At 38.9% G+C, this 23,886-nt stretch carries 19 protein-coding genes; 11 read left to right on the forward strand and 8 right to left on the reverse strand.

The window, feature by feature from the left end; all coding sequences use genetic code 11:
* Positions 1-106 precede the first annotated feature (106 nt).
* Together B2W36_RS13370 and B2W36_RS13375 are read left to right on the forward strand one after the other, a co-directional pair.
* Entirely contained in the window at positions 107-439 is a 333-nt protein-coding gene (locus B2W36_RS13370) for a DMT family transporter (protein WP_409530115.1), read from the forward strand.
* 53 nt (positions 440-492) lie between these two features.
* The gene (locus tag B2W36_RS13375; protein ID WP_293884547.1) at positions 493-1,791 is read left to right on the forward strand and encodes a DEAD/DEAH box helicase; all 1,299 of its coding nucleotides are present in this window, start codon (positions 493-495) and stop codon (positions 1,789-1,791) included.
* 48 nt (positions 1,792-1,839) lie between these two features.
* Here B2W36_RS13375 and B2W36_RS13380 read toward each other — a convergent pair whose 3' ends face one another.
* From B2W36_RS13380 to recQ, 3 genes are all read right to left on the reverse strand, one after another.
* Complete coding sequence (locus B2W36_RS13380) at positions 1,840-2,940, reverse strand: SGNH/GDSL hydrolase family protein (RefSeq protein ID WP_293888150.1); 1,101 nt, start codon at positions 2,938-2,940, stop codon at positions 1,840-1,842.
* A gap of 84 nt (positions 2,941-3,024) precedes the next feature.
* Entirely contained in the window at positions 3,025-3,840 is an 816-nt protein-coding gene (gene kdsA / locus B2W36_RS13385) for a 3-deoxy-8-phosphooctulonate synthase (RefSeq protein ID WP_209579168.1), read from the reverse strand.
* A gap of 14 nt (positions 3,841-3,854) precedes the next feature.
* Positions 3,855-6,044 (reverse strand): DNA helicase RecQ, encoded by a 2,190-nt coding sequence (gene recQ, locus B2W36_RS13390; RefSeq protein WP_293884545.1) that lies wholly within the window; start codon positions 6,042-6,044, stop codon positions 3,855-3,857.
* A 101-nt stretch (positions 6,045-6,145) separates the two neighbouring features.
* On the opposite strand from recQ, the gene B2W36_RS13395 reads away from it, so the two are divergent.
* The 4 genes from B2W36_RS13395 to B2W36_RS13410 all read left to right on the forward strand — a co-directional run bounded on the left by B2W36_RS13395 (position 6,146) and on the right by B2W36_RS13410 (position 9,341).
* Entirely contained in the window at positions 6,146-7,111 is a 966-nt protein-coding gene (locus B2W36_RS13395) for a KpsF/GutQ family sugar-phosphate isomerase (RefSeq protein WP_293884544.1), read from the forward strand.
* A gap of 98 nt (positions 7,112-7,209) precedes the next feature.
* Positions 7,210-7,584 carry a DUF1573 domain-containing protein gene (locus B2W36_RS13400; protein ID WP_209579165.1) on the forward strand — a complete coding sequence of 125 codons (375 nt, stop codon included), beginning with the start codon at positions 7,210-7,212 and terminating at the stop codon, positions 7,582-7,584.
* Between the two features lie 98 nt (positions 7,585-7,682).
* Positions 7,683-8,882: a pyridoxal phosphate-dependent aminotransferase gene (locus B2W36_RS13405; RefSeq protein WP_293888152.1), complete on the forward strand. Its 1,200-nt coding sequence runs from the start codon at positions 7,683-7,685 to the stop codon at positions 8,880-8,882.
* Between the two features lie 165 nt (positions 8,883-9,047).
* Positions 9,048-9,341 (forward strand): hypothetical protein, encoded by a 294-nt coding sequence (locus tag B2W36_RS13410; RefSeq protein WP_293888154.1) that lies wholly within the window; start codon positions 9,048-9,050, stop codon positions 9,339-9,341.
* A 67-nt stretch (positions 9,342-9,408) separates the two neighbouring features.
* Here the strand turns inward: B2W36_RS13410 and cmk are convergent, their stop codons facing one another.
* Genes cmk through topA form a run of 3 tightly spaced genes read right to left on the reverse strand, consistent with a single transcriptional unit; the run spans position 9,409 to position 12,919 of the window.
* Complete coding sequence (cmk, locus tag B2W36_RS13415; protein ID WP_209579162.1) at positions 9,409-10,104, reverse strand: (d)CMP kinase; 696 nt, start codon at positions 10,102-10,104, stop codon at positions 9,409-9,411.
* Positions 10,104-10,517, reverse strand: coding sequence for a hypothetical protein (locus tag B2W36_RS13420; protein WP_293884540.1), 414 nt, complete (start codon positions 10,515-10,517; stop codon positions 10,104-10,106). Before B2W36_RS13420 ends, cmk begins: the two co-directional genes overlap by 1 nt.
* Before the next feature lie 2 nt (positions 10,518-10,519).
* A complete protein-coding gene (gene topA, locus B2W36_RS13425; protein WP_293884539.1) occupies positions 10,520-12,919 on the reverse strand; it encodes a type I DNA topoisomerase in 2,400 nt (799 codons plus the stop codon).
* A gap of 376 nt (positions 12,920-13,295) precedes the next feature.
* Between topA and B2W36_RS13430 the strand changes: the two genes are divergently transcribed.
* Positions 13,296-14,210 (forward strand): glycerophosphodiester phosphodiesterase family protein, encoded by a 915-nt coding sequence (locus B2W36_RS13430; protein WP_293888156.1) that lies wholly within the window; start codon positions 13,296-13,298, stop codon positions 14,208-14,210.
* 94 nt (positions 14,211-14,304) lie between these two features.
* Here B2W36_RS13430 and B2W36_RS13435 read toward each other — a convergent pair whose 3' ends face one another.
* Positions 14,305-15,117: a patatin-like phospholipase family protein gene (locus B2W36_RS13435; protein ID WP_293888158.1), complete on the reverse strand. Its 813-nt coding sequence runs from the start codon at positions 15,115-15,117 to the stop codon at positions 14,305-14,307.
* 108 nt (positions 15,118-15,225) lie between these two features.
* Between B2W36_RS13435 and B2W36_RS13440 the strand changes: the two genes are divergently transcribed.
* The 3 genes from B2W36_RS13440 to ppk2 all read left to right on the forward strand — a co-directional run bounded on the left by B2W36_RS13440 (position 15,226) and on the right by ppk2 (position 20,939).
* The gene (locus B2W36_RS13440) at positions 15,226-15,930 is read left to right on the forward strand and encodes a DsbA family oxidoreductase (RefSeq protein ID WP_293888160.1); all 705 of its coding nucleotides are present in this window, start codon (positions 15,226-15,228) and stop codon (positions 15,928-15,930) included.
* Positions 15,931-15,999: 69 nt separating this feature from the next.
* Complete coding sequence (smc, locus tag B2W36_RS13445; RefSeq protein ID WP_293888162.1) at positions 16,000-19,542, forward strand: chromosome segregation protein SMC; 3,543 nt, start codon at positions 16,000-16,002, stop codon at positions 19,540-19,542.
* A 587-nt stretch (positions 19,543-20,129) separates the two neighbouring features.
* The gene (gene ppk2 / locus B2W36_RS13450; protein ID WP_293888164.1) at positions 20,130-20,939 is read left to right on the forward strand and encodes a polyphosphate kinase 2; all 810 of its coding nucleotides are present in this window, start codon (positions 20,130-20,132) and stop codon (positions 20,937-20,939) included.
* 85 nt (positions 20,940-21,024) lie between these two features.
* Here ppk2 and pckA read toward each other — a convergent pair whose 3' ends face one another.
* Entirely contained in the window at positions 21,025-22,641 is a 1,617-nt protein-coding gene (gene pckA, locus B2W36_RS13455) for a phosphoenolpyruvate carboxykinase (ATP) (protein ID WP_293888166.1), read from the reverse strand.
* 337 nt (positions 22,642-22,978) lie between these two features.
* Here pckA and B2W36_RS13460 point away from each other — a divergent pair, with 337 nt between their 5' ends.
* On the forward strand, positions 22,979-23,815 hold the full coding sequence (locus tag B2W36_RS13460; RefSeq protein WP_293888168.1) for an MBL fold metallo-hydrolase: 837 nt from the start codon (positions 22,979-22,981) through the stop codon (positions 23,813-23,815).
* The last annotated feature ends 71 nt before the right edge of the window (positions 23,816-23,886 follow it).

Consider the following 23,886-nt stretch of genomic DNA (forward strand, 5'->3'; position numbering starts at 1 on the left):
TAAATTTAGCTTTATACACAATAAATTATCGCACATACAAGTTAAACGGATGCGCTCGATATGCAAATCAGACGGGACTTGCTAAACAAAAAATCATACCTTTGCTATAATGAAGTATATCTATTTATTTCTTGCTATAGCTGCTGAGATCTTCGCAACCACTTTCCTCAAAAAGTCTGAAGGCTTTACCCTGATAAAACCTACTATTATCAGTATTGTTGGGTATATCATTGCATTCTACTTTTTAAGTATCACCCTGAAATATTTACCTGTGGGTATATCCTACGCAATTTGGTCAGGAGTTGGAATTGTAGCGATTACACTAGTGGGTATGTTTTTATTTAAACAGATTCCCGATACAGCAGCGATTGTTGGTATGGTCTTAATCATCGCTGGAGTCATCGTTATCAATCTGTTTTCAAAAATGGGAGCACATTAGCTGATGTAAGATCTAAATTTGTATTTTTGTAACTTACATAAATTAAAGGATACGTGTCGTTAGAGAAACTAAAACTTAGCAAAAGATTGACTGCTACGATGACTGAACTCGGTTATCTGGCTCCAAAGGAAATTCAGAGTAGGTGCATTTCCAGAATTCTTGGTGGACAGGATGTCATTGCCATCGCTCCTGAAGGAGCTGGTAAAACCACAACTTATGTTTTAACCACCTTGATGAAGTTGAAATTCACAACAGATGAAGCTCCAAAGTTTTTGATCTTGGCGCCAAATGAAGAACGTATCGACGAAATCGTTGAAAAGTTCCACCAACTAAGCAAAAATAGAGATCTTCGCATCATTGGATTACGCGCTTCAGGCAGTATGGAAGAGGAAATCGGAGAATTAGTTGATGGAAAGGACATTGTTGTAGCTACGCCAAATCGTGCTAGAGCGATTTATCTTAAACTAGCATTAAATCTCAATCGAATTCAAACGTTAATTATCGATGATGCAGAAGAGATTATCAAACAAGGGATGCAAACACCCGTACGCGAATTGGCAGAAAGCTGTGGTAAGGTGCAACATATCGTGTACAGTACGGTTGAACACCAGAAACTTTATGACATGGTAGAGAATTTTATGAATGAAGATTATGCCGTCATAGAGGTAGACGAACTCGAAAACGATACTGTTGACACCTTGGATTTGCTCGTATATCATGTCCCTAATTTCACAACGAAAATCAATTTATTAAATCATCTGCTGCAAGATAAAGAAGTATTTCAGAAAGTAGTCGTTTTTGTAAACACCAAACTTACGGCCCAGAAATTAGCCAGCCACTTATTCAGCAGCAATAAAGAAGAAATTGCAGTACTCAATCCATTATTTTACGACGATTTCGGTTATGAAGCCATTGAAGACTTCAAAGAAAATAGTCTATCCCGTGTATTGATCATTGCGAGAGAAAACACAAATGATATCGATCTTTCCGCTATTCCGTTCGTTTTCCAATTTGAATTACCAAATGAAAAGGAACAATTCTTAAATCACCTCCTCAAGAATGAAGAGAATGAAGAAACGATAATACTGACTTTTGCTACGGACCTGGAATTACCTATGGTGAAAAAAATCGAACAGGCCGTTGGTAAAAGGATGGACATATTAGAGCTACCCGAAGATGTTTCCATATATAACTCGACCACCGATAAGAAGAAAAAGGTCAATAAGGAAGAAGACCAGACAGATAGTTCTCGTGGAGGAGCATTTCACCAAAAGAAAGAAAGCAATGCCAAAACTTTTAATTATGGTGGCGGTGAAAAAGCGAAAATGACCATGAAAATGAAAAAGAAATAGAAATTCAAAAAGAATTACCACTAAGAAGGGAAGTTTAGACTTCCCTTCTTAGTGGTAATTTAAAACTTTTCTCAACAACTTAATATAAGCATTTGCAATTCTTTCCATCCCTTCATCATTTGGATGCGCGTAGTCAACCGTAGAGTTCAGATCCAAATTAAGCTCTTGACTCGATAACAAAAAAAGCTGGCGAACACCCTTTGACTGTAATTTGCTAAACGTGGCTTTCAGTACCCGGCTGCTTTGCTGATATTCATCATTTTTATCTTCATTAAAAACCTGTTCAATATTCCCAGAACTGTGTTGTGTCAAAATAATAGGCGTAGTCGGATGTTCTTTTCTTAAAAATGTTACCGCATAGACCAACAAAGAATCCAACTGCTTTTCTGTTAAAGAATTCGAAATAGCGAGATTGGGAATACAATCCAGTACAAAACAGGCCGCATCCACGCTATTCATCACATTCAAAATTGGCTTTTCCAATCGGCCATTTCCCGAGAAACATAAGTTTATTACTTCGTGATCAAATGCACGTCCAACTTGATTGGTCCAAGCCAAACCCGGCCGACTCGTACAGGCCCCCTGGCCAATTGATGTTCCATAGACGACTATTGGCTTTTTTGGAGTTGTATGCGTATATGAAAATTTGGCTGTGCTTGGAATACCGATTTTTAACCACTTAACTGTATTATATAATGGAAGATATAAGCGATAATTAAACTTTTCATTACGACCGATATTCTTCCATTTATAAGAGACGGTGTCCGAAAAATCATAGTTGCCATATGCCCATTTCCATTCCTTTTTTGCTGTATCAAAGGCATAAAGATCCACGCCGCTGACAGCAGTTGTTGGCATGTGTGGCATATTGAGTCCGCCGGCCACCTGATACTGAACAGTAATCTCTGGAGAAGATGTCTGAAAGTCGACATAGAAACCCGCACTGTTCTTACCTAGCTCCCATACAGGTTTTCGTACTTGACTTTCCAATTGATCCGGAAGCCGGTTGAAGGCAGAGAGTTTCTGATTTGCCAATCTACCCTGTACATGCCCATCTTCAAGTGGTGAAAACCAACGATAATTCTCCTGCGATTTGATAACAGAAAAAGATAACAGTAAATATACTGTCAACACTATTCTTGGGAACATACAATAACGAGTTTTAAGTTTGATACAATTGATTATTAAAAAAGGAGCCTATTGGCCCCCTTTTGTTGCGATTTATTTATTATACTATAAAATAGCTTGTCTAATCCGTATCAGCTTTTCCATCAAACCTTCAAGCAAATCCAAATGCAACATATTCGCTCCATCAGACTTCGCATTTGCTGGATCGGGATGGGTCTCTATGAAAAGACCGTCAGCTCCCACTGCGATTGCAGCTTTCGCTATTGTTTCAATTAAAGCTGGCTTCCCTCCCGTTACACCAGAAGTCTGATTGGGCTGCTGCAAAGAATGTGTGCAGTCCATTACTGTAGGCACATTAAAAGCACGCATTTCAGGAATTCCACGATAATCTACAATAAGATCCTGATACCCAAATGTGTTGCCACGATCAGTTAAAAAAACCTTTTCATTGCCTGATTCCAAAATTTTATCGACTGCAAATTTCATTGACCCGGCACTCAAAAATTGTCCCTTTTTTACATTAACGACCTTATTTGTCTTTGCGGCAGCAACTAGCAAATCAGTTTGGCGGCATAAAAAAGCTGGAATTTGAAGAACATCAACATATGCAGCAGCCATTTCTGCCTCATGGCTTTCATGAATATCCGTCACGGTCGGAACACCAAAGGTATTACCAACCTTTTCCAAAATTTTCAACGCCTTTTCATCACCGATACCCATAAACGAGTCGAGGCGAGATCTATTAGCCTTACGGTAAGACCCTTTAAAAATATAGGGAATATTAAGTTTATCTGTAATAGTAACAATCTTCTCAGCAATACGCAAAGCGATTTCTTCTCCTTCAATCGCACAAGGTCCCGCCATTAAAAAGAAGTTCTGCGATGTCCCGTTCTTAATTTCAGGAATGTATTTGTTAATCATATAATTATAAAAAATTAATTGCCAAGCTCTGATAAAAATTTTATCCGCATCAATTGGAGATCCTCATAGCTATAGTCATCGCCTCCAAGTTCTTTCAATGCATTGTTAATTGAATCAGTCTCCGCCGTCTTAAAATAGTCGTACACCTCATCCTGACGATCCTCATCAATAATCTCGTCAATAAAATAATTGATATTTATTTTAGTACCCGCATTTACGATGGTTTCAATTTCCTTCAATATTTCCTCATAAGTAATCCCCTTAGCCGAAGCAATATCATCCAAAGCTATTTTACGATCAATATTTTGAATGATAGATACCTTTAACGCGGATTTATTCGCTGTACTCTTAATGACAAGGTCCACAGGTCTGTCAATTTCATTTTCCTCAACGTACTCTTTGATCAAGGCAATAAAGGGCGGCCCAAATTTGATCGCTTTGCCATTGCCGACACCCTGAATTTGTTTCAATTCATCGATGCTAATTGGGTAATGCGTACACATTTCTTCGAGCGAAGGATCCTGAAAAATGACAAATGGAGGTAAAGCTTTTCCCTTTGCTATTTTCTTACGCAGGTCTTTCAACATGCCCAACAATACGGTATCTAAAGCTCCTGTACCATGCCCAGCATCGTCCGAATTTGTATGGTCGCTACCCTCTATAGGACGATTTATGACAAATTTTAGCTGATAAGGATTGGTTATATAATGCCTGCCAATATCCGTCAATTTTAAAAGACCATAATGATCAATATCTTTTTCAATAAAATTATCGAGAACAGCCTGTCTGACCAAAGACTTCCAATAGATAACGCCTTTGTCTTTCCCCTTTCCAAATAAGCGATGCTCATCATGCTTATAGGATGACACCGGTTGATTATTTTGTCCCATCATCACGTTAATCACATGATGATCGTCAAACTTCTCTCCCTGTTCCTGAATAAATCCCAGTACATCACGCAACGATTCCTCTGCCTCAAAATATTCCTTCGCGGAACGACAGTTATCGCACATGTTATTACAACCTTGTTCATCGAAATTTTCTCCGAAATAATGAAGGATCTGCTTACGACGACAAACAGCAGACTCGGAATAATCGATAACTTCTTTTAAAATCTGTGTACCAATCTCCCGTTCAGCCACAGGTTTATCTTTCATAAACTTAGTGAGTTTTTCTACGTCCTTTTCGGAGTAAAAAGCCAAACAGTAACCATCTCCCCCATCACGTCCAGCACGCCCAGTTTCCTGGTAATATCCTTCCATTGATTTAGGGATATCGTGATGAATCACATAGCGAACATCCGGTTTGTCAATTCCCATACCGAAAGCAATTGTCGCCACAATCACTTCAACATCCTCCATCAGAAATTTATCTTGCGTATCCGCTCGGGTTTTAGCATCTAAGCCCGCGTGGTAAGGTAAAGCTTTAATCCCGTTTAAGTTTAAAACTTCACTAATCTCCTCCACTTTCTTACGGCTTAAGCAGTAAACGATGCCAGTTTTCCCGGATTTTGTTTTGATAAAACGAACAATCTCTTTAACGACATCTTTTTTTGGCCTTACTTCATAATATAAATTACTGCGATTAAATGATGATTTAAATAAAACAGCATCATTCATCTGTAAATTTTTACGAATATCCGACTGTACCTTCGGGGTAGCCGTGGCGGTGAGCGCAATAATTGGAATACTCGGCCCTATTTCATTAATTACCTGGCGAATTTTACGATATTCTGGTCTGAAATCGTGCCCCCATTCGGAAATACAATGCGCTTCATCAACAGCAACAAAGGATACTTTTATCTGATGTAAAAACTCCAAATTTTCTTGCTTGGCAAGCGATTCAGGAGCAACATACAGCAACTTGGTTTTTCCAGCGACCACATCATCCTTAACCCTGGTAATCTCACTCTTATTTAAAGAAGAATTCAAAAAATGAGCGATACTGTCTTCGCCACCGAATGCACGAAGTTGATCTACTTGGTTTTTCATTAAAGCTATCAGCGGAGAGATAACAATTGCGGTCCCCTCACTCATGAGTGCAGGAAGTTGGTAGCAAATTGATTTTCCCCCACCGGTCGGCATAATTACAAACGTGTCTCTTCGTTGAAGAATACTCGTTATAATAGCCTCTTGATCTCCTTTAAAAGTATCAAAACCAAAAAAATCTTGTAAATTGTCGAAAAGTGATTTTTCTATTTCCATTGCGCCTTGGGCAAAAATAAGATAGATAAATGAAGAAATAATCTTGAAAAATAATCTATTTTTGCAATCTATTCTAATACATAAAAGTAAGAGTATTTTTTGTGAAAAACAACTACGAAATAAAAAATATAGCTATTCAAGCTATTCAAGAAGAAGCCAAAGCAGTAGCTGCCTTAGCCCAATATATTGATGATGATTTTGTTACCATTGTTAATCGCATATTAAATCTGCAGGGAAGAGTTGTCGTTACCGGGATTGGCAAAAGTGCTATTATTGCACAGAAGATCGTAGCAACGTTAAATTCCACTGGAACACCATCCATCTTCATGCATGCAGCTGATGCTATTCATGGCGATCTCGGGATCATCCAGCAAAATGATTTAATTATTGCCATCTCCAAAAGCGGTAACACACCTGAGATTAAAGTGTTGGTCCCCTTTTTAAAGCAAACGAAAAATGTACTGATTGCTTTGGTTGGAAATACGGAATCCTATTTGGCAAAAAATGCCGACTACATCTTGAACACCACAGTCGAAAAAGAAGCATGTCCCAACAATCTGGCCCCTACCTCGAGTACAACTGCACAATTAGCCATGGGTGATGCACTTGCTGTTGTATTACAGGAATGCCGCGATTTCACGGACAGAGATTTTGCCAAATACCATCCTGGAGGAGCATTAGGCAAAAAATTGTACTTAAGGGTGGGCGACCTGTCTGATCAGAACGGAAAACCTAGCGTCCAACAACAGGCTACTGTCAGCGATATTATCATTACCATTACACAGTTTAGACTGGGTGCCGTGGCTGTACTGGACGAAGACCGTATTGTTGGCATTATCACCGACGGCGATATACGACGAATGTTGGAAAAACATAACGATCTAGCGAGAATTACCGCCGGAGACATTATGGGAAAATCACCCAAAATCATTGATAAAAATGAACTTGCGGCAAATGCCCTTCATATTATGCGTGAAAATAACATCACGCAGCTATTGGTATCCGACAAAAATTATTATGCCGGCGTTATTCATATTCAGGACCTACTTAAAGAAGGGATAATATAACTGTAATAAAGTTGTTAGATAGGAGATTAATTGGCAATAAATACTACATTTGGCATATCAGTTGTTCTATTTTAATCATAAAGTAATATCTTAGAAGCATGAAAAAGTATATAACAATTTTAGCAGTGATCATTTCCTTTATCGGTTTTTCGTCTATGCAGGCCGGCCAAGGGGAATTTAAGTTCGAAAAAGAAACCCACGATTTTGGAAAAATACCAGCAGGCACACCCGTTTCGTATAATTTCAAATTTTCAAATACTGGTAGTGAGCCAATTATCATTTCAAACGTTGTGCCGACTTGTGGTTGTTCTGTGGCAGAATTTACAAAAACCCCGATTAAACCGGGTGAAAGTGGCACCATCAAAGTGACATATAACGCAGCTGCCAAAGCTCCATTCACAAAGAGCTTTACAGTACAGTCAAATACCAAGACTCCTGTAAAGACGCTCTATATTAAGGGTATAGTGGAATAATAATACTAGAAATATAAAACGAAAAAAGCCACATTATGATGTGGCTTTTTTCGTTTTATTTTGGTTAAATTTGCACGACTAATTTTAAAAAAACTATAATGCCAGTACTATCAGAAAAGGGGCTTAATATGCCTGCGTCACCAATCAGAAAACTGACGCCGTATGCTGATCAAGCAAAAAAAGAAGGTAAGAAGATATACCACCTTAATATCGGACAGCCTGATATCCAGACGCCTGAAGTTATGCTTAATGCTTTGAAAAATATTGAGTTCAAAGTATGGGCCTACACGCCATCTGAAGGTACTGCCTCGTATCGGAACAAATTAGCTGAATATTATAATAAACTGAATTATAATATCGAGCCTACAGATATATTGGTAACAAACGGTGGCTCGGAAGCCATTACGATCGCAATGCAGGCCTGCTTGAATGAAGGCGAAGAAATTATTATTCCAGAGCCGTTCTACGCGAATTATAACGGTTTTGCCTGCTCCTCAGATGTTGTGATAAAACCTATCATGTCATACATCGAAAGCGGATTTGCCCTCCCTTCTATCGCCGAGTTTGAAAAAGTAATTACGTCCAAAACCAAAGCGATCTGTATCTGCAACCCAAATAACCCTACGGGTTATCTTTATTCCAGAGCCGAACTAGAGGCTTTACGCGAGCTTTGCTTAAAATATGATCTTTACCTTTTCTCGGATGAAGCGTATCGCGAATTCTGCTATGACGGTAGAGAGTTTATTTCTCCAATGCACTTGGAAGGGCTCGAAAATAATGTCGTTATCTTCGATACGGTATCAAAACGTTACTCTGCATGCGGTGCCCGTATTGGATGTATCATTACAAAAAATAAAGAACTATACCAAACGGCACTTAAATTTGCTCAAGCTCGCTTAAGCCCTTCTTTGGAAGGACAGATTGCAGGTGAAGCAGCTGTTGATACACCCGACAGCTATTTTGAAGCTGTGTCGAAGGAATATACAGCGCGAAGAGATACCCTTGTGAAAGGACTGAATGCCATTGAAGGGGTCTATTCTCCAAATCCTGGAGGAGCATTTTACGTCGTCGCCAAACTACCAATTGACAATGCAGACAGATTCTGCCAATGGATGCTGGAAGAATTTTCGTATAACAATGAAACAGTCATGATGGCTCCAGCTACGGGTTTCTATAGCACAGAGGGAGCTGGTATAAATGAAGTGAGACTCGCCTACGTGCTTAATCAAGTTGATCTTAATAATGCCTTGATTTGTTTAGAAAAAGCACTTGAAGTTTATCCAGGACGAACAAATTAATAATGAAATTAAAGCAAGTAGGAAAGGCGGACCAGCTATGGTTCGCCTTTTTCTTTAGCCATATTTTCATTCCTTTAAAAAAATGCCCCGTGTCCTTTTTTAAAAAAAACAAAACAAATTTTTGAAGCACCTTGTTCTTATTGTAGTAACTAAAAGATATTGCATATGGATAAATTGAAGAAATTCCAATTGATGGAAAAAATAGCAAGAGAATTAGAAGATGTCCGGAATAGTCAACAAGCTGTTTTAGAAAAAATAGGCAAAATCGAAGTTGATAACATCGAGCTAGGCGATAAAAATATTGAAAAGACAATTCCTGATATCTATCAACGTACAGCAGATAATTCAGATGCTATAAAAGCTCTTCTGGAATCATTTCAAGAGCAAACAGAGGAATTCGGAGAAAAAAATAATGTGAATAAATTATTAGAACAACAGCAAATCAATAGTGTGAAATAGTAAAATTAAAAACACATAGAAGAAAAAAAGCGGGGGAGATTCATAAATCTCCCCTGCTTTTTTTCTTCTATGCTTGAGTTTTTGCAGCTCTCGCTTTCAAATATTCTTCTTCAACAAATTGCAATTGCTGCTCAGGTGTTAAATTGGAATTATCCAATACAATTGCATCTTCTGCTTGCCGTAATGGACTTTCTGCGCGAGTACTGTCGATACGGTCACGGGTTGCTAAATTTTCAACGACTTCTTCTAAAGTCACATCTTCCCCTTTTTCGGTTAATTCAAGGTAACGCCTCGCAGCCCGAACTTTAGGATCAGCTGTCATAAAAATCTTGAGATCAGCATCGGGAAAAACGGTAGTCCCTATATCCCGGCCATCCATAATAATGTTCCTTCTGCTTCCTAGCTTTTGCTGCTGCGCAACCATCGCCACGCGAACAGCTTTAATTGCGCTCACATCACTCACTTTATCCGAAATATACATCTGACGAATCTCTTCAGAGATATCCTCATCATTTAAATGAATTTCCGTCTTTATTGCATTGGGTATAAAATCGATATGGATATCTTTCAGCGCGCTTTCAATAGTTGCCTGGTCATCCAGGGCGATGTTATGACGGATAAAATAGAGCGTAACGGCTCTATACATTGCACCGCTGTCAATAAACGCAAATTTCAGTTTCTTTGCTAAAGATTTGGCTAATGTGCTTTTACCACACGATGAAAATCCGTCTATTGCGATAATGAAATTGTGACGCCCACTCATTATTCGTTTCCTCCTATAATTACACCCGGCTTATTCACCAACGGAACTTTCATCAGGTTGCCATCTACTATGCTTTCGGGCAAGAAAATGTATTTCTTATCGTAAATGATGTTGTCGATATAGAAACTCACCCAATATTCGTTTGTCAAACCAAAAACCTGCTCGTCTATTGCTTCCACACGATCAAAAGATTTAGCGGCTATATTTCCTATAAAATGGCGTAAAGTAGTGGTAGTAACCTGACGTCCATCCTTTTCGCCATAGCCTTTTGAGCTGATCAACACATTCTGAATTGCGATGTTCTTATCATTAATTACATAAACGGTCCAGTTTTTTGTCTCTACGGTCTCGCCTTCCAAAACAACGGCGATCATAATGTCTTTGACAATATTTTCAGGCAAATCTGCTTTCATCCTTATTTAGACTTTGTAGTTTTCTTAGCCGGAGCCTTCTTCGCGGGAGCTTTTTTAGCTACGCTTTTCTTTTCTGTTGCTTTTGCTTTAGTAGCTTTACCTTTCGGTGCATCAGCCTCAGCCCATTTCAACACATCAGCATACGTTATTTTTTCAATTTCCATCCCTTTCGGGATTTTCAAATTTTGCTTACCAAAACGAATGAATGGCCCCCATCTGCCCTGCTCAATTTGAGCTTCCTCATTTTCATCAAATACGCGAATGACTTTTTCTATATCTTTTTGACGCTTGTCTTTAATAATCTGTATTGCTTCTTCCTCAGTCACGTCCAAAGGATCCAAACCTTTCGGTATAGAATAAAAAGCCGAATTGTGCCGGATATAAGGTCCAAATCGACCCACCGCAACAGTCATCTCCTTATCCTCAAATAAACCAACTTTTTTAGGCAATTTAAAGAGCTCCATGGCATCCTCAAAAGTGATGGTTTCAATCATCTGTCCTTTACGTAAAGAAGCAAAGCGGGGCTTCTCCTCGTCGTCCGGAGAACCAATCTGTACCAATGGACCAAACTTACCGATACGAACCGAAACGGGTTTTCCCGAAACCGGATCGACACCAAGTTCACGCTCATTATTCGCACGATCAGCATTTTCTAAAGTATCCTCTACTTCAGAATGAAATGGTCCATAGAAATCATGCAACATTTTTGTCCATTCCGTCAAACCATGCGCAATATCATCAAACTCTTTTTCGACATTAGCCGTAAAGTGAAAATCTACAATGCCATTGAAATGTTCAACCAAAAAATCATTCACCACAACACCGATATCCGTTGGGAACATTTTTCCTTTCTCAGCACCAGTAATTTCGGTTTTTGTGACTGCCGTTAATTCAGCATCCTTCAATGTCAGTACACGGTAATCACGCGATTTACCTTCACGCTCTTCTTTCACGACATAACCGCGATTTTGAATTGTGGAAATAGTAGGTGCATATGTTGAAGGACGACCAATCCCTAATTCCTCCAATTTTTTCACCAAACCAGCTTCTGTATATCGTGCAGGAGGGCGTGTAAACCGCTCCGTTGCTGACATACTTTTCAAAGTCAATGGTTGACCCGCAGTTAACGGTGGAAGGATAGCATTATCACTATCTTCATCCACAGTATTTTCCTGATCGTCATCCAAAGATTCCATATAAACTTTTAGAAATCCATCAAACTTCATTACCTCTCCCGAAGCACTCAAATCTTCTGAGCGCGTTGATATGGAAATCTTTGCCAACGTACGTTCAAACTCAGCCTCACTCATTTGCGATGCGATAGCTCTTTTCCAAATAAGTTCGTACAACCTCTTCTCAGAAGCATCTCCATCGATGGTATGCTCGGAAAAATAGGTCGGACGGATAGCTTCGTGTGCCTCCTGTGCACCCGATGTCTTCGTTTTGTATTTTCTGACCTTATGATATTGGTTACCGTAAGCAGATTTAATTTCTTTTTCAGCCGCCTCAATTGCCGTATCGCTTAAATTGACAGAATCGGTACGCATATAGGTAATCCGTCCTGACTCATATAGCCTTTGAGCGACCTGCATTGTGCGCGCTACAGAAAATCCAAGTTTTCTACTGGCTTCCTGCTGTAATGTTGACGTTGTAAACGGAGCCGATGGCGAACGTTTGGCAGGTTTTGTTTCTAAATTTTTGACAGAAAACAAGGCTGATTTACAATCTTCCAAAAATTTGGTAGCCTCCGCTTCCGTAGCAAAACGCTGTGGAAGCTCAGCTTTGAAACTATCTTTAACTTTTCCAGTATGAAAGAACGCTACAATCTTAAAGGCAGCCTCTGGCTCAAATTTATTGATCTCACGTTCACGATCAACAATTAAACGAACTGCAACAGATTGTACTCGTCCTGCAGACAATGAAGGTTTAACTTTCTTCCAAAGAACTGGAGATAACTCGAAACCAACCAACCGATCCAACACGCGCCGGGCCTGCTGAGCGTTAACAAGGTTATAGTCTATTTTACGAGGATTGTCAATAGCTTTTAGAATAGCTGGCTTCGTAATTTCATGAAAAACGATTCTTTTCGTACTCTCATCTTTCAATCCTAATGTCTCAAATAAATGCCATGAAATCGCTTCTCCTTCGCGGTCCTCATCGGATGCTAGCCAAACAGTTTCAGCAGCTTTAGCCAATTTCTTCAGTTCACTTACAACAGCCTTTTTATCGGATGGAACTTCATACTTTTGTTCGAAATTATTTTCGGTGTTAATCGCATCATCGGTTTTCACCAAGTCGCGAATATGTCCATAACTCGACTTAACCAAAAAATCCTTTCCTAAATATCCTTCTATCGTTTTCGCTTTCGCTGGAGACTCAACTATCAATAAATTTTTCGCCATCTAATTTGAGATTTGTGCAAATAAAGGCAATTCTGAAAGGAATGGCAATAATTTATTGCAAAAAAGACAAAAAAAATAGATTTCATAACGATAATCGCCAAATCCCGCTGAAAGCAAAGGCCTCATTCCCCTATTCGACCAATACAAATAACAGACCGCATTACAGCAATTTGCTACCATCAAACATTACGATTCCACCAACCGCTGATAAAACAGATTTGTTCCAACCTAATTAGCTTCAAAAAATGTGTTAAACACCTGCAAAACGAAATTTCTGAGCGATCTAAAAGACATAAAAAATAAGATATATCCGTATATTTGCACCTTTGAAAGGGCAATACAACAACCTTCCCTATTCTTTTAAATATGATAGACAATGAAAAGTAGTTTTCTGAAATTTGCCATTTTGGGCACATTATTACCATTTGTATCTTGTTCAGCCAGGAAAGAGTCTGTAAAAGCAAACTCAGACAATTTCCCTAAACTAAGTTTGGAAGCCCATCGGGGGGGCCGGGGACTCTATCCTGAAGGGTCTATCGCTGCAATGAAAAACGCGATAGACATCGAAAAAGTGACCACGTTAGAAATGGATTGCCATACCACCAAAGATCGCAAAGTGATCGTTTTTCACGATGACTATCTCAATCCCCAATTTGTATTGAAACCCAACGGTGCTGAAATTTCAGAAAAAGATAAACCTTTAAAAGTTTATAACATGCTTTATCGAGATTTGATTAAATATGATATTGGATCTAAATTTTACAAAGCATTTCCGCAACAGAAAAAACAAGTTACACGTATCGCAAAACTGTCGGATCTTATTGATAGTACCGAAGCATATGCTCAACACAAAAGAAACGCTCCGATTTTCTACAACATCGAGGTTAAAAGTAAAGACGGTAAAGATGGTATCTTGCATCCTCGAGTAGAAGAGTTTGTCGACCTAATCATTCAGGTTATCACCGATAAAAAAATCGCAACAAGAACCATCATTCAGTCATTTGACAGTAGAGCAATTAAATACCTACACAAGGCTTACCCCCAGATCAGGGTGTCCTACCTCATTGATGGAGACGAACGCAAAAATGTCCAACAAACAATTACGGAGCTCGGTTTTACACCCTATATTATAAGCCCGCAATATAAAACCGTGACAAACGATTATATTAAACAATGCCATAAGGCTGGCATCAAAGTAATTCCTTGGACGGTCAATACCAAAGAAGAAATAGAGCAATTAAAAACGATGAAAGTGGATGGCATCATCAGCGATTATCCCAATTTGTTTTAATAAACAGATCGAATGCTCGCATAAAATACTCAAAAAATTGAGCGCTCAACGATCTTCACCATTGAACAAAACAACGTCCGGATTAAAATTTATTTTACGCGGACGTTGTTTCTTTTAGCGCCTGCTCTATATAATCCTTTCCTTTTTGAACCAGAAATTCAGTCCGATGATAATCCCACAAATTACAGATATTATAAGGTATGTCAACAACGACGTCCGGGCGATACAAGTCGACTATCATCTGACTCATTTTCCTGCGCATCACATAGTAAGACGCCTGCAGGATATCCAATGAATTTGACGTCTTCGGATCGAGTTTTTTGATGACAGAATATTGTTTGTCTGGTTTCGATTCAAGATTAACCGCAATGATTAAATTTTCTTTCCTTGTCACATGATTTATGGGTAATGGATTCAGTACACCACCGTCAACATACACATGCTTGTTTTCTTCCACCGCCGTAAACACTGCCGGGATAGCGATGGAAGCCCGAATAGCATCATACATGCTCCCAAAATCCAGCACGACCTCCTTTTCGTAATTGAGATCCGTAGCCACAGCTTTAAACAAAATTGGAAATGTCTCTATATTACCATCAGGGATGACGGACTTTAATGCGTTGAACACCTTTACCCCCTTCATCATGCCCAATCCTCTCCAGCTAAAATCCATCATGTTAAAGACCGACTTCTTCGTCAACCGAAGCATCCAATCTTCTAAAAGATCCATCTTTCCTTGCGCATAAATTCCGCCAACGAGTGCACCTATAGAGCAGCCAACGACCTCATTTATCTCAAAACCAAGCTCTTCCAACCGCCTGATGATGCCAATATGTACCAGTCCTCTAGCACCGCCGCCGCCCAGGACGAGAGTAACTTTACGATTCAAAAAAGATTTCTCTAACATGGATAAACATTAAATAATAATCTGTTGACATTCGAAAAACAATGTAAGCAGATTATCATCGTTATTATATGTATTTTTGATTACAATATACGCAGTAAAAAAAGAAATATGAAAATAGAAATTTGGTCGGACATCATTTGTCCATTTTGTTATATTGGTCTGACAAAGCTCGAAATGGCACTTCAGGAATCTGCAAATAAGCCTGCGGCTGAAATTATCTGGAAATCTTATCAGCTTAACCCCGACTATCCCGAAGATGCACCGGCAATACCTACTTATGACTATCTCGTACAAACGAAAGGAATGAGTATGGATGATGTGGTTGCAATGACATCACAACTCAGTGCACAGGGAAGGGAGCTGGGAATTGCCCTGAATTTTGACAAAGCAGTTGTCGTAAATACACGAAAAGCGCATCGCCTGATTCATTTTGCCCAAGGCAACCAAAAAGGTACGCCAATTAAGAAAGCGTTGTTTAAAGCGCATTTCACAGACGGTCTAAATATTAATGACAACCAGGTTCTTACCCATATTGCGACTCAATACGAACTTCCTGCTCATGCAATTCAAAACTTGCTCGAATCGGATGATTTTGCTTACGATGTTGCTCAAGATATCCAAGAAGGCGTTAACTTAGGACTGCGGGGTGTTCCCTTCTTTGTATTCGACCGAAAATATGCCATCCCCGGAGCACAGCCCATGGAAGTTTTTCATAATACCATAAATGAATGCTTAGCAAGCCAATCTGCTCCGCTGCAACAAAGAGGTGAAGAAGGCCCTTCATGTGATCCTGAAACAGGAAAATGTGAATAAACAAAGAAAAAAATCTTGTTTAATTTTACTATTTTCGCAAGCTTATAACGACAAACAAATTTGGTATAAATGCAGTTAACCAAACTAGAAATTAAAGGATTTAAGAGTTTCGGAGATAAAATCACGATCAACTTCAATGACGGTGTCACAGCGATTGTTGGCCCCAATGGATGCGGAAAATCCAATGTGGTCGATGCAATACGCTGGGTACTCGGAGAGCAGAGTACGAAGATGCTGCGCTCCGATAAAATGGAAAATATTATTTTCAACGGGACAAAAAATAGAAAGCCCGCAAATCTTGCAGAGGTATCGCTGACCTTCAATAATAACAATAATATTTTACCAACTGAATTCTCCACAGTTACTGTCACCCGAAAATTATTCCGAAACGGCGATAGTGAATATCGGTTGAATGATGTGAAATGTCGTTTAAAAGATATTACTGATTTGTTTCTGGATACCGGTGTGGGCGCGGATAGTTATTCCATTATTGAATTGAAAATGATTGACGAAATCATCAATAATAAAGATAACTCTCGTCGAAACCTATTTGAAGAAGCATCCGGAATTTCGAAATATAAAGTACGTAAAAAACAGACCCTAGCGAAATTAAGAGATACCGAAGCCGATCTTAGTCGTGTGGACGACCTGCTTTTTGAAATCACAAAAAACCTTAAATCGTTAGAGAATCAAGCTAAAAAAGCAGAGAAATACACCTTACTCAAGTCAGAATACCGACAGAGCAGTATCGATCTGGCCTATTATAAAATAGCAGATTTCTCGACAGAACTAGAACGGCTTCAGACACAAGAATCCAAAGTCCAAAAAGATGCACAAAATGCACAGCAGAATATCTTGCATGCGGAAAATGAACTCCAATCGCTCCGTCAAACAAATTTAGAGCAGGAAAAAAACCTGTCGGTACAGCAGAAAACGACACAGGAATTCGTAAATAAAATTCGTGGTTACGAATCTGAAAAAAAGATCAAAAACGAAAAGGTTAAAAATCTCCAAGATAAAGAAAATCGTCTAAGCATCGATATTAACAGCGACAAACAACAACTTAATCACGTAGTCTATACCATTAAGCGATTAAATGAAGAGTTATTTGACGAACAAAATAAACTGGACGGATTAAAAAGTAACCTGGAGTCGAATAAATCAGAAGTTGAAGAACTGCGAGGGCAGCAACAATCTGCAAAAGGAAAGCTTGATATTTTTAATAAAAGTAACGCCGATTTGCAAGCGAAGATCTATAAATTGGAAAAAGATCTTGCCGTGTTTACGATACAGAAAGAGGCTCTTTTACAAGAACTAATTCGCAATAGTGAGGATACCGAAGCGAAAGAAAATGAATTACAACAGTTCAATTCCGCTGTTGTAGAGCTGGAAGGTCGTGTAGAAGCACAGCAATTACAGTACGATGCGGCAAATCAACTGGAAGAAGAGCTCCAAGGGCAAATCAGTCAATGTCAAGCAAACTTAGAAGAATTCAAAGCCCAACTTGCCAAAGATCTTCGTCTGGTAGATGCGAAACAAAACGAATATAATCTGACTAAATCTCTCGTTGACAATTTAGAAGGTTTTCCAGACTCCATCCGTTTTTTAAAGAAAAATGCAGGCTGGAAAAAACAACCACCGCTTCTTTCAGATGTATTGTTTTGTCAGGAAGATTACCGAGTGGCTATCGAGAATTATCTCGAGCCCATTATGAACCATTATGTTGTCGATACACAACAGGATGCTGTTCAAGCCATTCAGCTACTAAGCGACGCCGCAAAAGGACGCGCCAATTTCTTTGTTTTAGATGCAATAAAGACGACTCCTACCCCACCTCCTATACCGAATAATAATTTGATGTCGGCCTTGGATGTGATTACAGTAGACGAAAAGTACAGGTCTTTGTGCACCTTACTACTCCAACAGGTTTTCATCCTTAAACATGAACATGAAAAAGAACTGGATGAGAAACTTCCCGAATCAGGACAGGTAATTTTGCAAAAAAACGGACGTTATGCAAAACATCATTTGGGTCTGTCAGGTGGATCTGTAGGACTGTTTGAAGGAAAACGTATTGGCAGAGCTAAAAACCTCGAAGTACTATCCCAAGAGATCAAGACAATCAACCAAGAAATTGTAAAACTTGAAAATAAGATAACGGCCGAAACAGCTCGTCTAGAAACCTTAAGAGGCAATTCCCAGAAAGAGCTGATCAATGAGTTGCGCTTTCAGTTCAACCGGCTCAATAATGAATTAATTACAGTCAAAACAAAGCAAGAGCAATATCAAACTTTCATCAACAACTCCCAAACACGCAAAAAAGATATTGAGGAGAAAATTACAGCGATGGAGTCGAATTTAAAAATTGCTGAGCCCCAAATACAAAACTTACGCTTAGAGAAGGAACAGAGCGTTCTTGAGTTAGCGCTACTTCAAGACCAATTTCATGAAATCTCTGAAATACTCAACGAAAAATCGACTGTATATAATCAAGAGAATATTGCTTACCACCAACAGTTAAACAAAGTTTCTAATATCACCAAAGATCTGGAATTTAGAGAAACACAAAAAGACGACCACGAGATTCGTATCGAAAAAAATAGTGTAGAACTGGTTGAAGTGCAAGCAGCGCTGCGCACCACCATTCCATTTGAGGACGATGAAGATCAAGATCTTATCGCCATGTACGAGCAGAAGATCGCCTTAGAAGATGGACTGAAAGAATTGGAAGACAGTTATTATGCAGATAAGCAAAAAATCAATAACCTAGAAGATTCGTTAACGCAATTACGCCGTTCGAAAGAACAAAGCGATTTCCTTGTTTCCGAAATTAAAGATAAAAAAACAAGTCTTCAAATTGATTTGAATGCGTTAAAAGAACGCCTTTCCGTCGAATTCAACATTGAACTTAAAGACCTAATCGATCGAGAGGATGTACCTCAGCTTGTAGAAGACCAAGCTACACTGGCGGCAAAATGTAGTAAACTCAAAAAACAGCTTGACGAATTCGGTACCATCAACCTGATGGCCAAAGAGGCTTTCGATGAGATGAATGAACGTTATGATTTCATCAATAAAGAGAAAGCAGATTTGATCGAAGCAAAAGGTTCTTTGATGGCAACGATCAAAGAAATCGACGACACCGCTAAAGTTCAGTTCATGTTTACATTCGATGCAGTAAGAAATAATTTTGTCAAAGTATTCCGATCGTTATTTAACGAAGAAGATAGCTGTGATCTGATCTTAACAGACCCAAGCAATCCTTTGGATTCAGATATCGATATTATCGCTAGACCAAAAGGGAAAAGACCATTGTCTATTAATCAGCTATCGGGTGGCGAGAAAACATTGACTTCTACTGCCTTGCTATTCTCACTATATCTTTCCAAGCCAGCGCCATTTTGTATATTCGATGAGGTGGATGCTCCTTTGGACGATACCAACATCGATAAATTCAACAATATTATCCGGGATTTCTCTAAAAACTCACAATTTATAGTGGTCTCGCACAATAAGAAAACAATCGCAAGCACAGATATCATTTATGGAGTTACCATGGTAGAACAAGGTGTATCTCGAGTAGTGGCTGTGGATCTAAGGGAAGTGGCCTGACAACACAAAACAATATCTTAAAACAATGGCCGAGACTATAAATCTCGGCCTTTTTTTTAATCAATCTTCAAATCCCGTACCATCCCTCATCTATTTGAAAGAAGCATAATGCAATACCTAAACATATTCAACAATCCTATCTTGCGGCTATTGATAAATTATAATTAAATAGAAAAGCCCAGAGTGGGGAACTCTGAGCTTTCGTTAGCCATATATTAACCTATTTATGAAAAGTATTTGTAGTAAAAACGATGCTTTTTTCTAATCATTATGTCGACAATATCCGTTTAACATTTTTTAACATTTAGGGCATTCGTATGATAGCTAAAACACTAGCTCTCAAGGATACCGTCGGATTGTTAAAAAAAATAAAGCTCGAAGTGGGGAACTCCGAGCTAACCTAACCAATTATTAACCTAAATTTATGAAAAGTCTAATCTATTTGAACATCCATTTGGTGTTCTGATTAATAAACGTACTGTAGCCATATATTAGTATTACAATACATTAATTTTATTTGAAATTTGACATTTTTTAACAATTCAATAAGTAACTTTAATAAAAACGATCGATTAAATAAATATCCTATGGCAGAATACGATTTAAATGAACTTCAGAAGATCCACGAAAACAAAGATGTTTTAAATTACCTAGAGCAACATGGCATTCTTGAAATAAAAAAGTTCAACGATGTTTACGATTATGAAAAAGAGCTCTATGAACTACAGGTCAAGTTGTTGAAGCTCCAATACGAAATTATTGAAAAAGGAAAGCGGGTACTAATTATTTTTGAAGGTAGGGACGCTGCTGGCAAAGGCGGCACAATAGGCCGCGTAGCCCAATATTTAAATCCTAAAAAGATTCGCATTGTCGCATTACCGAAGCCAACCGAAGAAGAATCCGGACAGTGGTATTTTCAACGCTATATCAAACAGCTTCCTAATGCCGGAGAAATTGTAATTTTTGACAGAAGTTGGTATAACCGTGCTGTAGTTGAACCCATATTTGGATTCTGCACCAAAGAGCAACACGAATTATTTATGAGTCAGGTGCCAGAATTTGAAAAACAATTAATTGACGATGGAATCATTGTCATCAAGTTATTTCTGAGCATCAGCAAAGAAGAGCAGGCCGAAAGGTTAAAAGAGCGTCAGGAAGATATTCTTAAACGATGGAAAATAGGAACGCTCGACCAACAGGCACAGGAAAAATGGGATATTTACACCAATTATATTGGGAACCTCTTTAAGAAAACAGGATCAAAAAAATCACCCTGGTTTGAAATTGTTAAAGACAATAAGAAAAAAGCACGATTGGCGGCTATTAAGCTTATTATCAATACCCTTGTCGGAAGCGAACAGGAGCAAGTAGATTCTTTCGTTAAAAAACACGATTAAAGATTTTCATCCCCACCAAAAAAAATCGTACAACAAAAAGAGAAATCCCATGTTTACTCTTTTTGTTGTACGAATGCAAACTTAATTAAACGAGGACACTACGGTCAATCTTAGGACCTGCCGCGAGAACTGTCTCTGGCATCTCGTTATTAAATTTTTCAAAGTTTGCTATGAATAGTTTCGCCAAGCGTTTTGCCTGCATATCATAAGCCTCATCGTTATTCCATAATCCCCGGGCATCCATGATTTGCTCGGGAACATACGCTCCGCAACTGGTCGGATAATCTAAGCCAAAAATATCGTGTCTATTAAACTGAGATTCTAATAATGAACCATCGATTGCGGCTCGGATTAACGCTCTCGTATAGGCGAGTTTAATTCTTCGCCCTATTCCATAAGGACCTGCAATCCAGCCCGTATTCACTAACCAGACTTTGATATTACGATTCTGTTCAAGTTTTGAACGCAGCAACGCCGCATATTTCGCGGGATGAAGCGGCAAAAATGCCTGTCCAAAGCAAGTTGAAAATGCAGCCATAGGTTCCTTTACTCCCACTTCTGTACCTGCAACCTTAGCTGTATAGCCACTTACAAAATGATAGACAGCCTGGTCGGTAGACAACAATGAAATAGGCGGAAGTACACCAAAGGCATCTGCTGTCAAGAAAAAAATATGAGCCGGCTCATTAGCAATACCGCTTACTTCAGCATTTTCCATGAAGTCTATTGGATAAGACACGCGCGTATTCTCGGTTTTACTGATGTCATTGTAATCAGGTTTATCCTGCTCATCCAAAACCACATTTTCTAGCAGCGAACCAAAACGAATGGCATGATAGATCTCCGGTTCCTTATCGGCTGTTAGACCAACGCATTTTGCATAACAACCTCCTTCAAAATTAAAAACTCCCCGTTCACTCCAACCATGCTCATCGTCCCCAATTAACCGCCTGTTTTTATCAGCAGACAGTGTCGTCTTTCCAGTACCCGAAAGCCCAAAAAACAATGCAGTATCCCCATCTTTAGAAGTATTGGCTGAACAGTGCATAGAAAGGACGTTATGCTCGAATGGTAAAATAAAATTCAATATCGAAAAAATACTCTTTTTAATTTCCCCCGTGTAACCCGTCCCAGCAATCAATACAATTTTCTTCGTAAAATCAATTGCAACAAAATTTTCGTTAAGGATACCATATGCATGCGGTTCTTTAATAAACAAGGTCGGAGCAGCTAAGATAGACCAAGGTGGCCGAACTTCTGGATTCGGCTCCTGACGTAAAAACAAGTTGTTGGCAAATATACTTTGATAAGCTGTCTCTGTTACAACACGGATACCAATTTGATAAATCGGATCGGCACCCGCAGCGCAATCTCTTATGTAGATATTTCGCTCAGCCAAGTGAGAGGCTACCAGCGAAAATAGCGCCTCAAAATGATCCGGAGACATCCGTTGATTGATTTCCCCCCACCAGACGCTGTCTTTAGTTAAAGAATCCTCTACAAGGAAGCGATCCTTTGGCGACCTCCCCGTAAATTTTCCCGTATCAGCGGCAAGCGCTCCTGTATCAGAAAGCCTCCCCTCTTGATTTGCCAAAGCATGTTGAACCAATTCAGAAACGGGTAATTGATAAAATACACGTTTCGTGCTATCAATTTTCAAATATTTCAAATCAGGCGCGTTTCCAATGTTACCCTTTTTCATATTTTTTGTTTGTTTTAAAATGTGCTCAAATTTAAAGGCAATTTTCGCTAAAAACAAAACATAATCATCTAAAAATCAAGCTTATTGTACAAAAAACACAAAACCAAAACACTCACTACCAACCACTTACACAGATAAAATAAATTACATTTTTTAGCATACTTTTTTAGCAACTCAAGTGATGCTAATTAAAAAATATAATTTATTTTTCGTAAATTGTTCCATCCTTTACATATATTAATAAGAGTAAAATTTTGAGCTTAAGCAAACGTTGATTATGCAAAACAGCAAACAATGGTTATACGTACTGGTCAAAAAGTAAATACAAAATAAGAAGATGAAATTATATGCTATAGAAACGGGGTTCTTTAAACTCGATGGTGGTGCTATGTTTGGTGTGGTCCCTAAAAGCATCTGGAATAAAACAAACCCGGCCGATTCAAACAATATGTGTACCTGGGGAAATCGTCTGCTTCTCATCGAGGATAATAATCGATTAATGCTAGTCGACACGGGCCTTGGAGACAAACAAAATGAAAAATTTTTTAGCTATTATTACCTTCATGGTGATGCGACATTAGACAAATCACTAAAAAATATTGGATTTGACAGAAATGACATCACCGATGTTATCCTTACCCACCTACATTTCGATCATTGTGGTGGTGCCATAGCGCGAGAAGGTGATCAACTTGTTCCAGCCTTTAAAAACGCTCATTTTTGGAGTAATGCAGACCATTGGTCTTGGGCAACTAATCCCAACCCCCGGGAGAAGGCTTCTTTTCTAAAAGAGAATATTCTTCCGATACAAGAAAGCGGACAATTAAAGTTTGTTGAAGATGTACAAAATCCGTTCGGAAGCGATATCAGCATGCGCTATGCAAATGGCCACACAGAATCCATGATGTTACCTCAGGTCCAATACAAAGGAAAGACAATGCTGTATATGGCAGATTTACTCCCTTCGGTAGGTCATATACCTATTCCCTACGTGATGGGATATGATGTACGTCCGTTAGTTACTATGGAAGAACGCCATAGCTACTGGAACGAAATAGTAGATAACGAATATATCCTGTTTTTCGAACACGATTCAGTTCACGAATGCTGCACCCTACAACGTACCGAGAAAGGGATACGGGTAAAAGATATCTTTAAGTTGGACGAAATTTGAGGTGTACCTCGGTATAGTAAAAAAGCCATGTAAAAAAACAGGCTACTTTAAAGGAGGGCACTGAAAAAGTC

It is taken from the genome of Sphingobacterium sp. UBA3549 (assembly GCF_002376635.1).
Classification (GTDB): Bacteria; Bacteroidota; Bacteroidia; order Sphingobacteriales; family Sphingobacteriaceae; genus Sphingobacterium.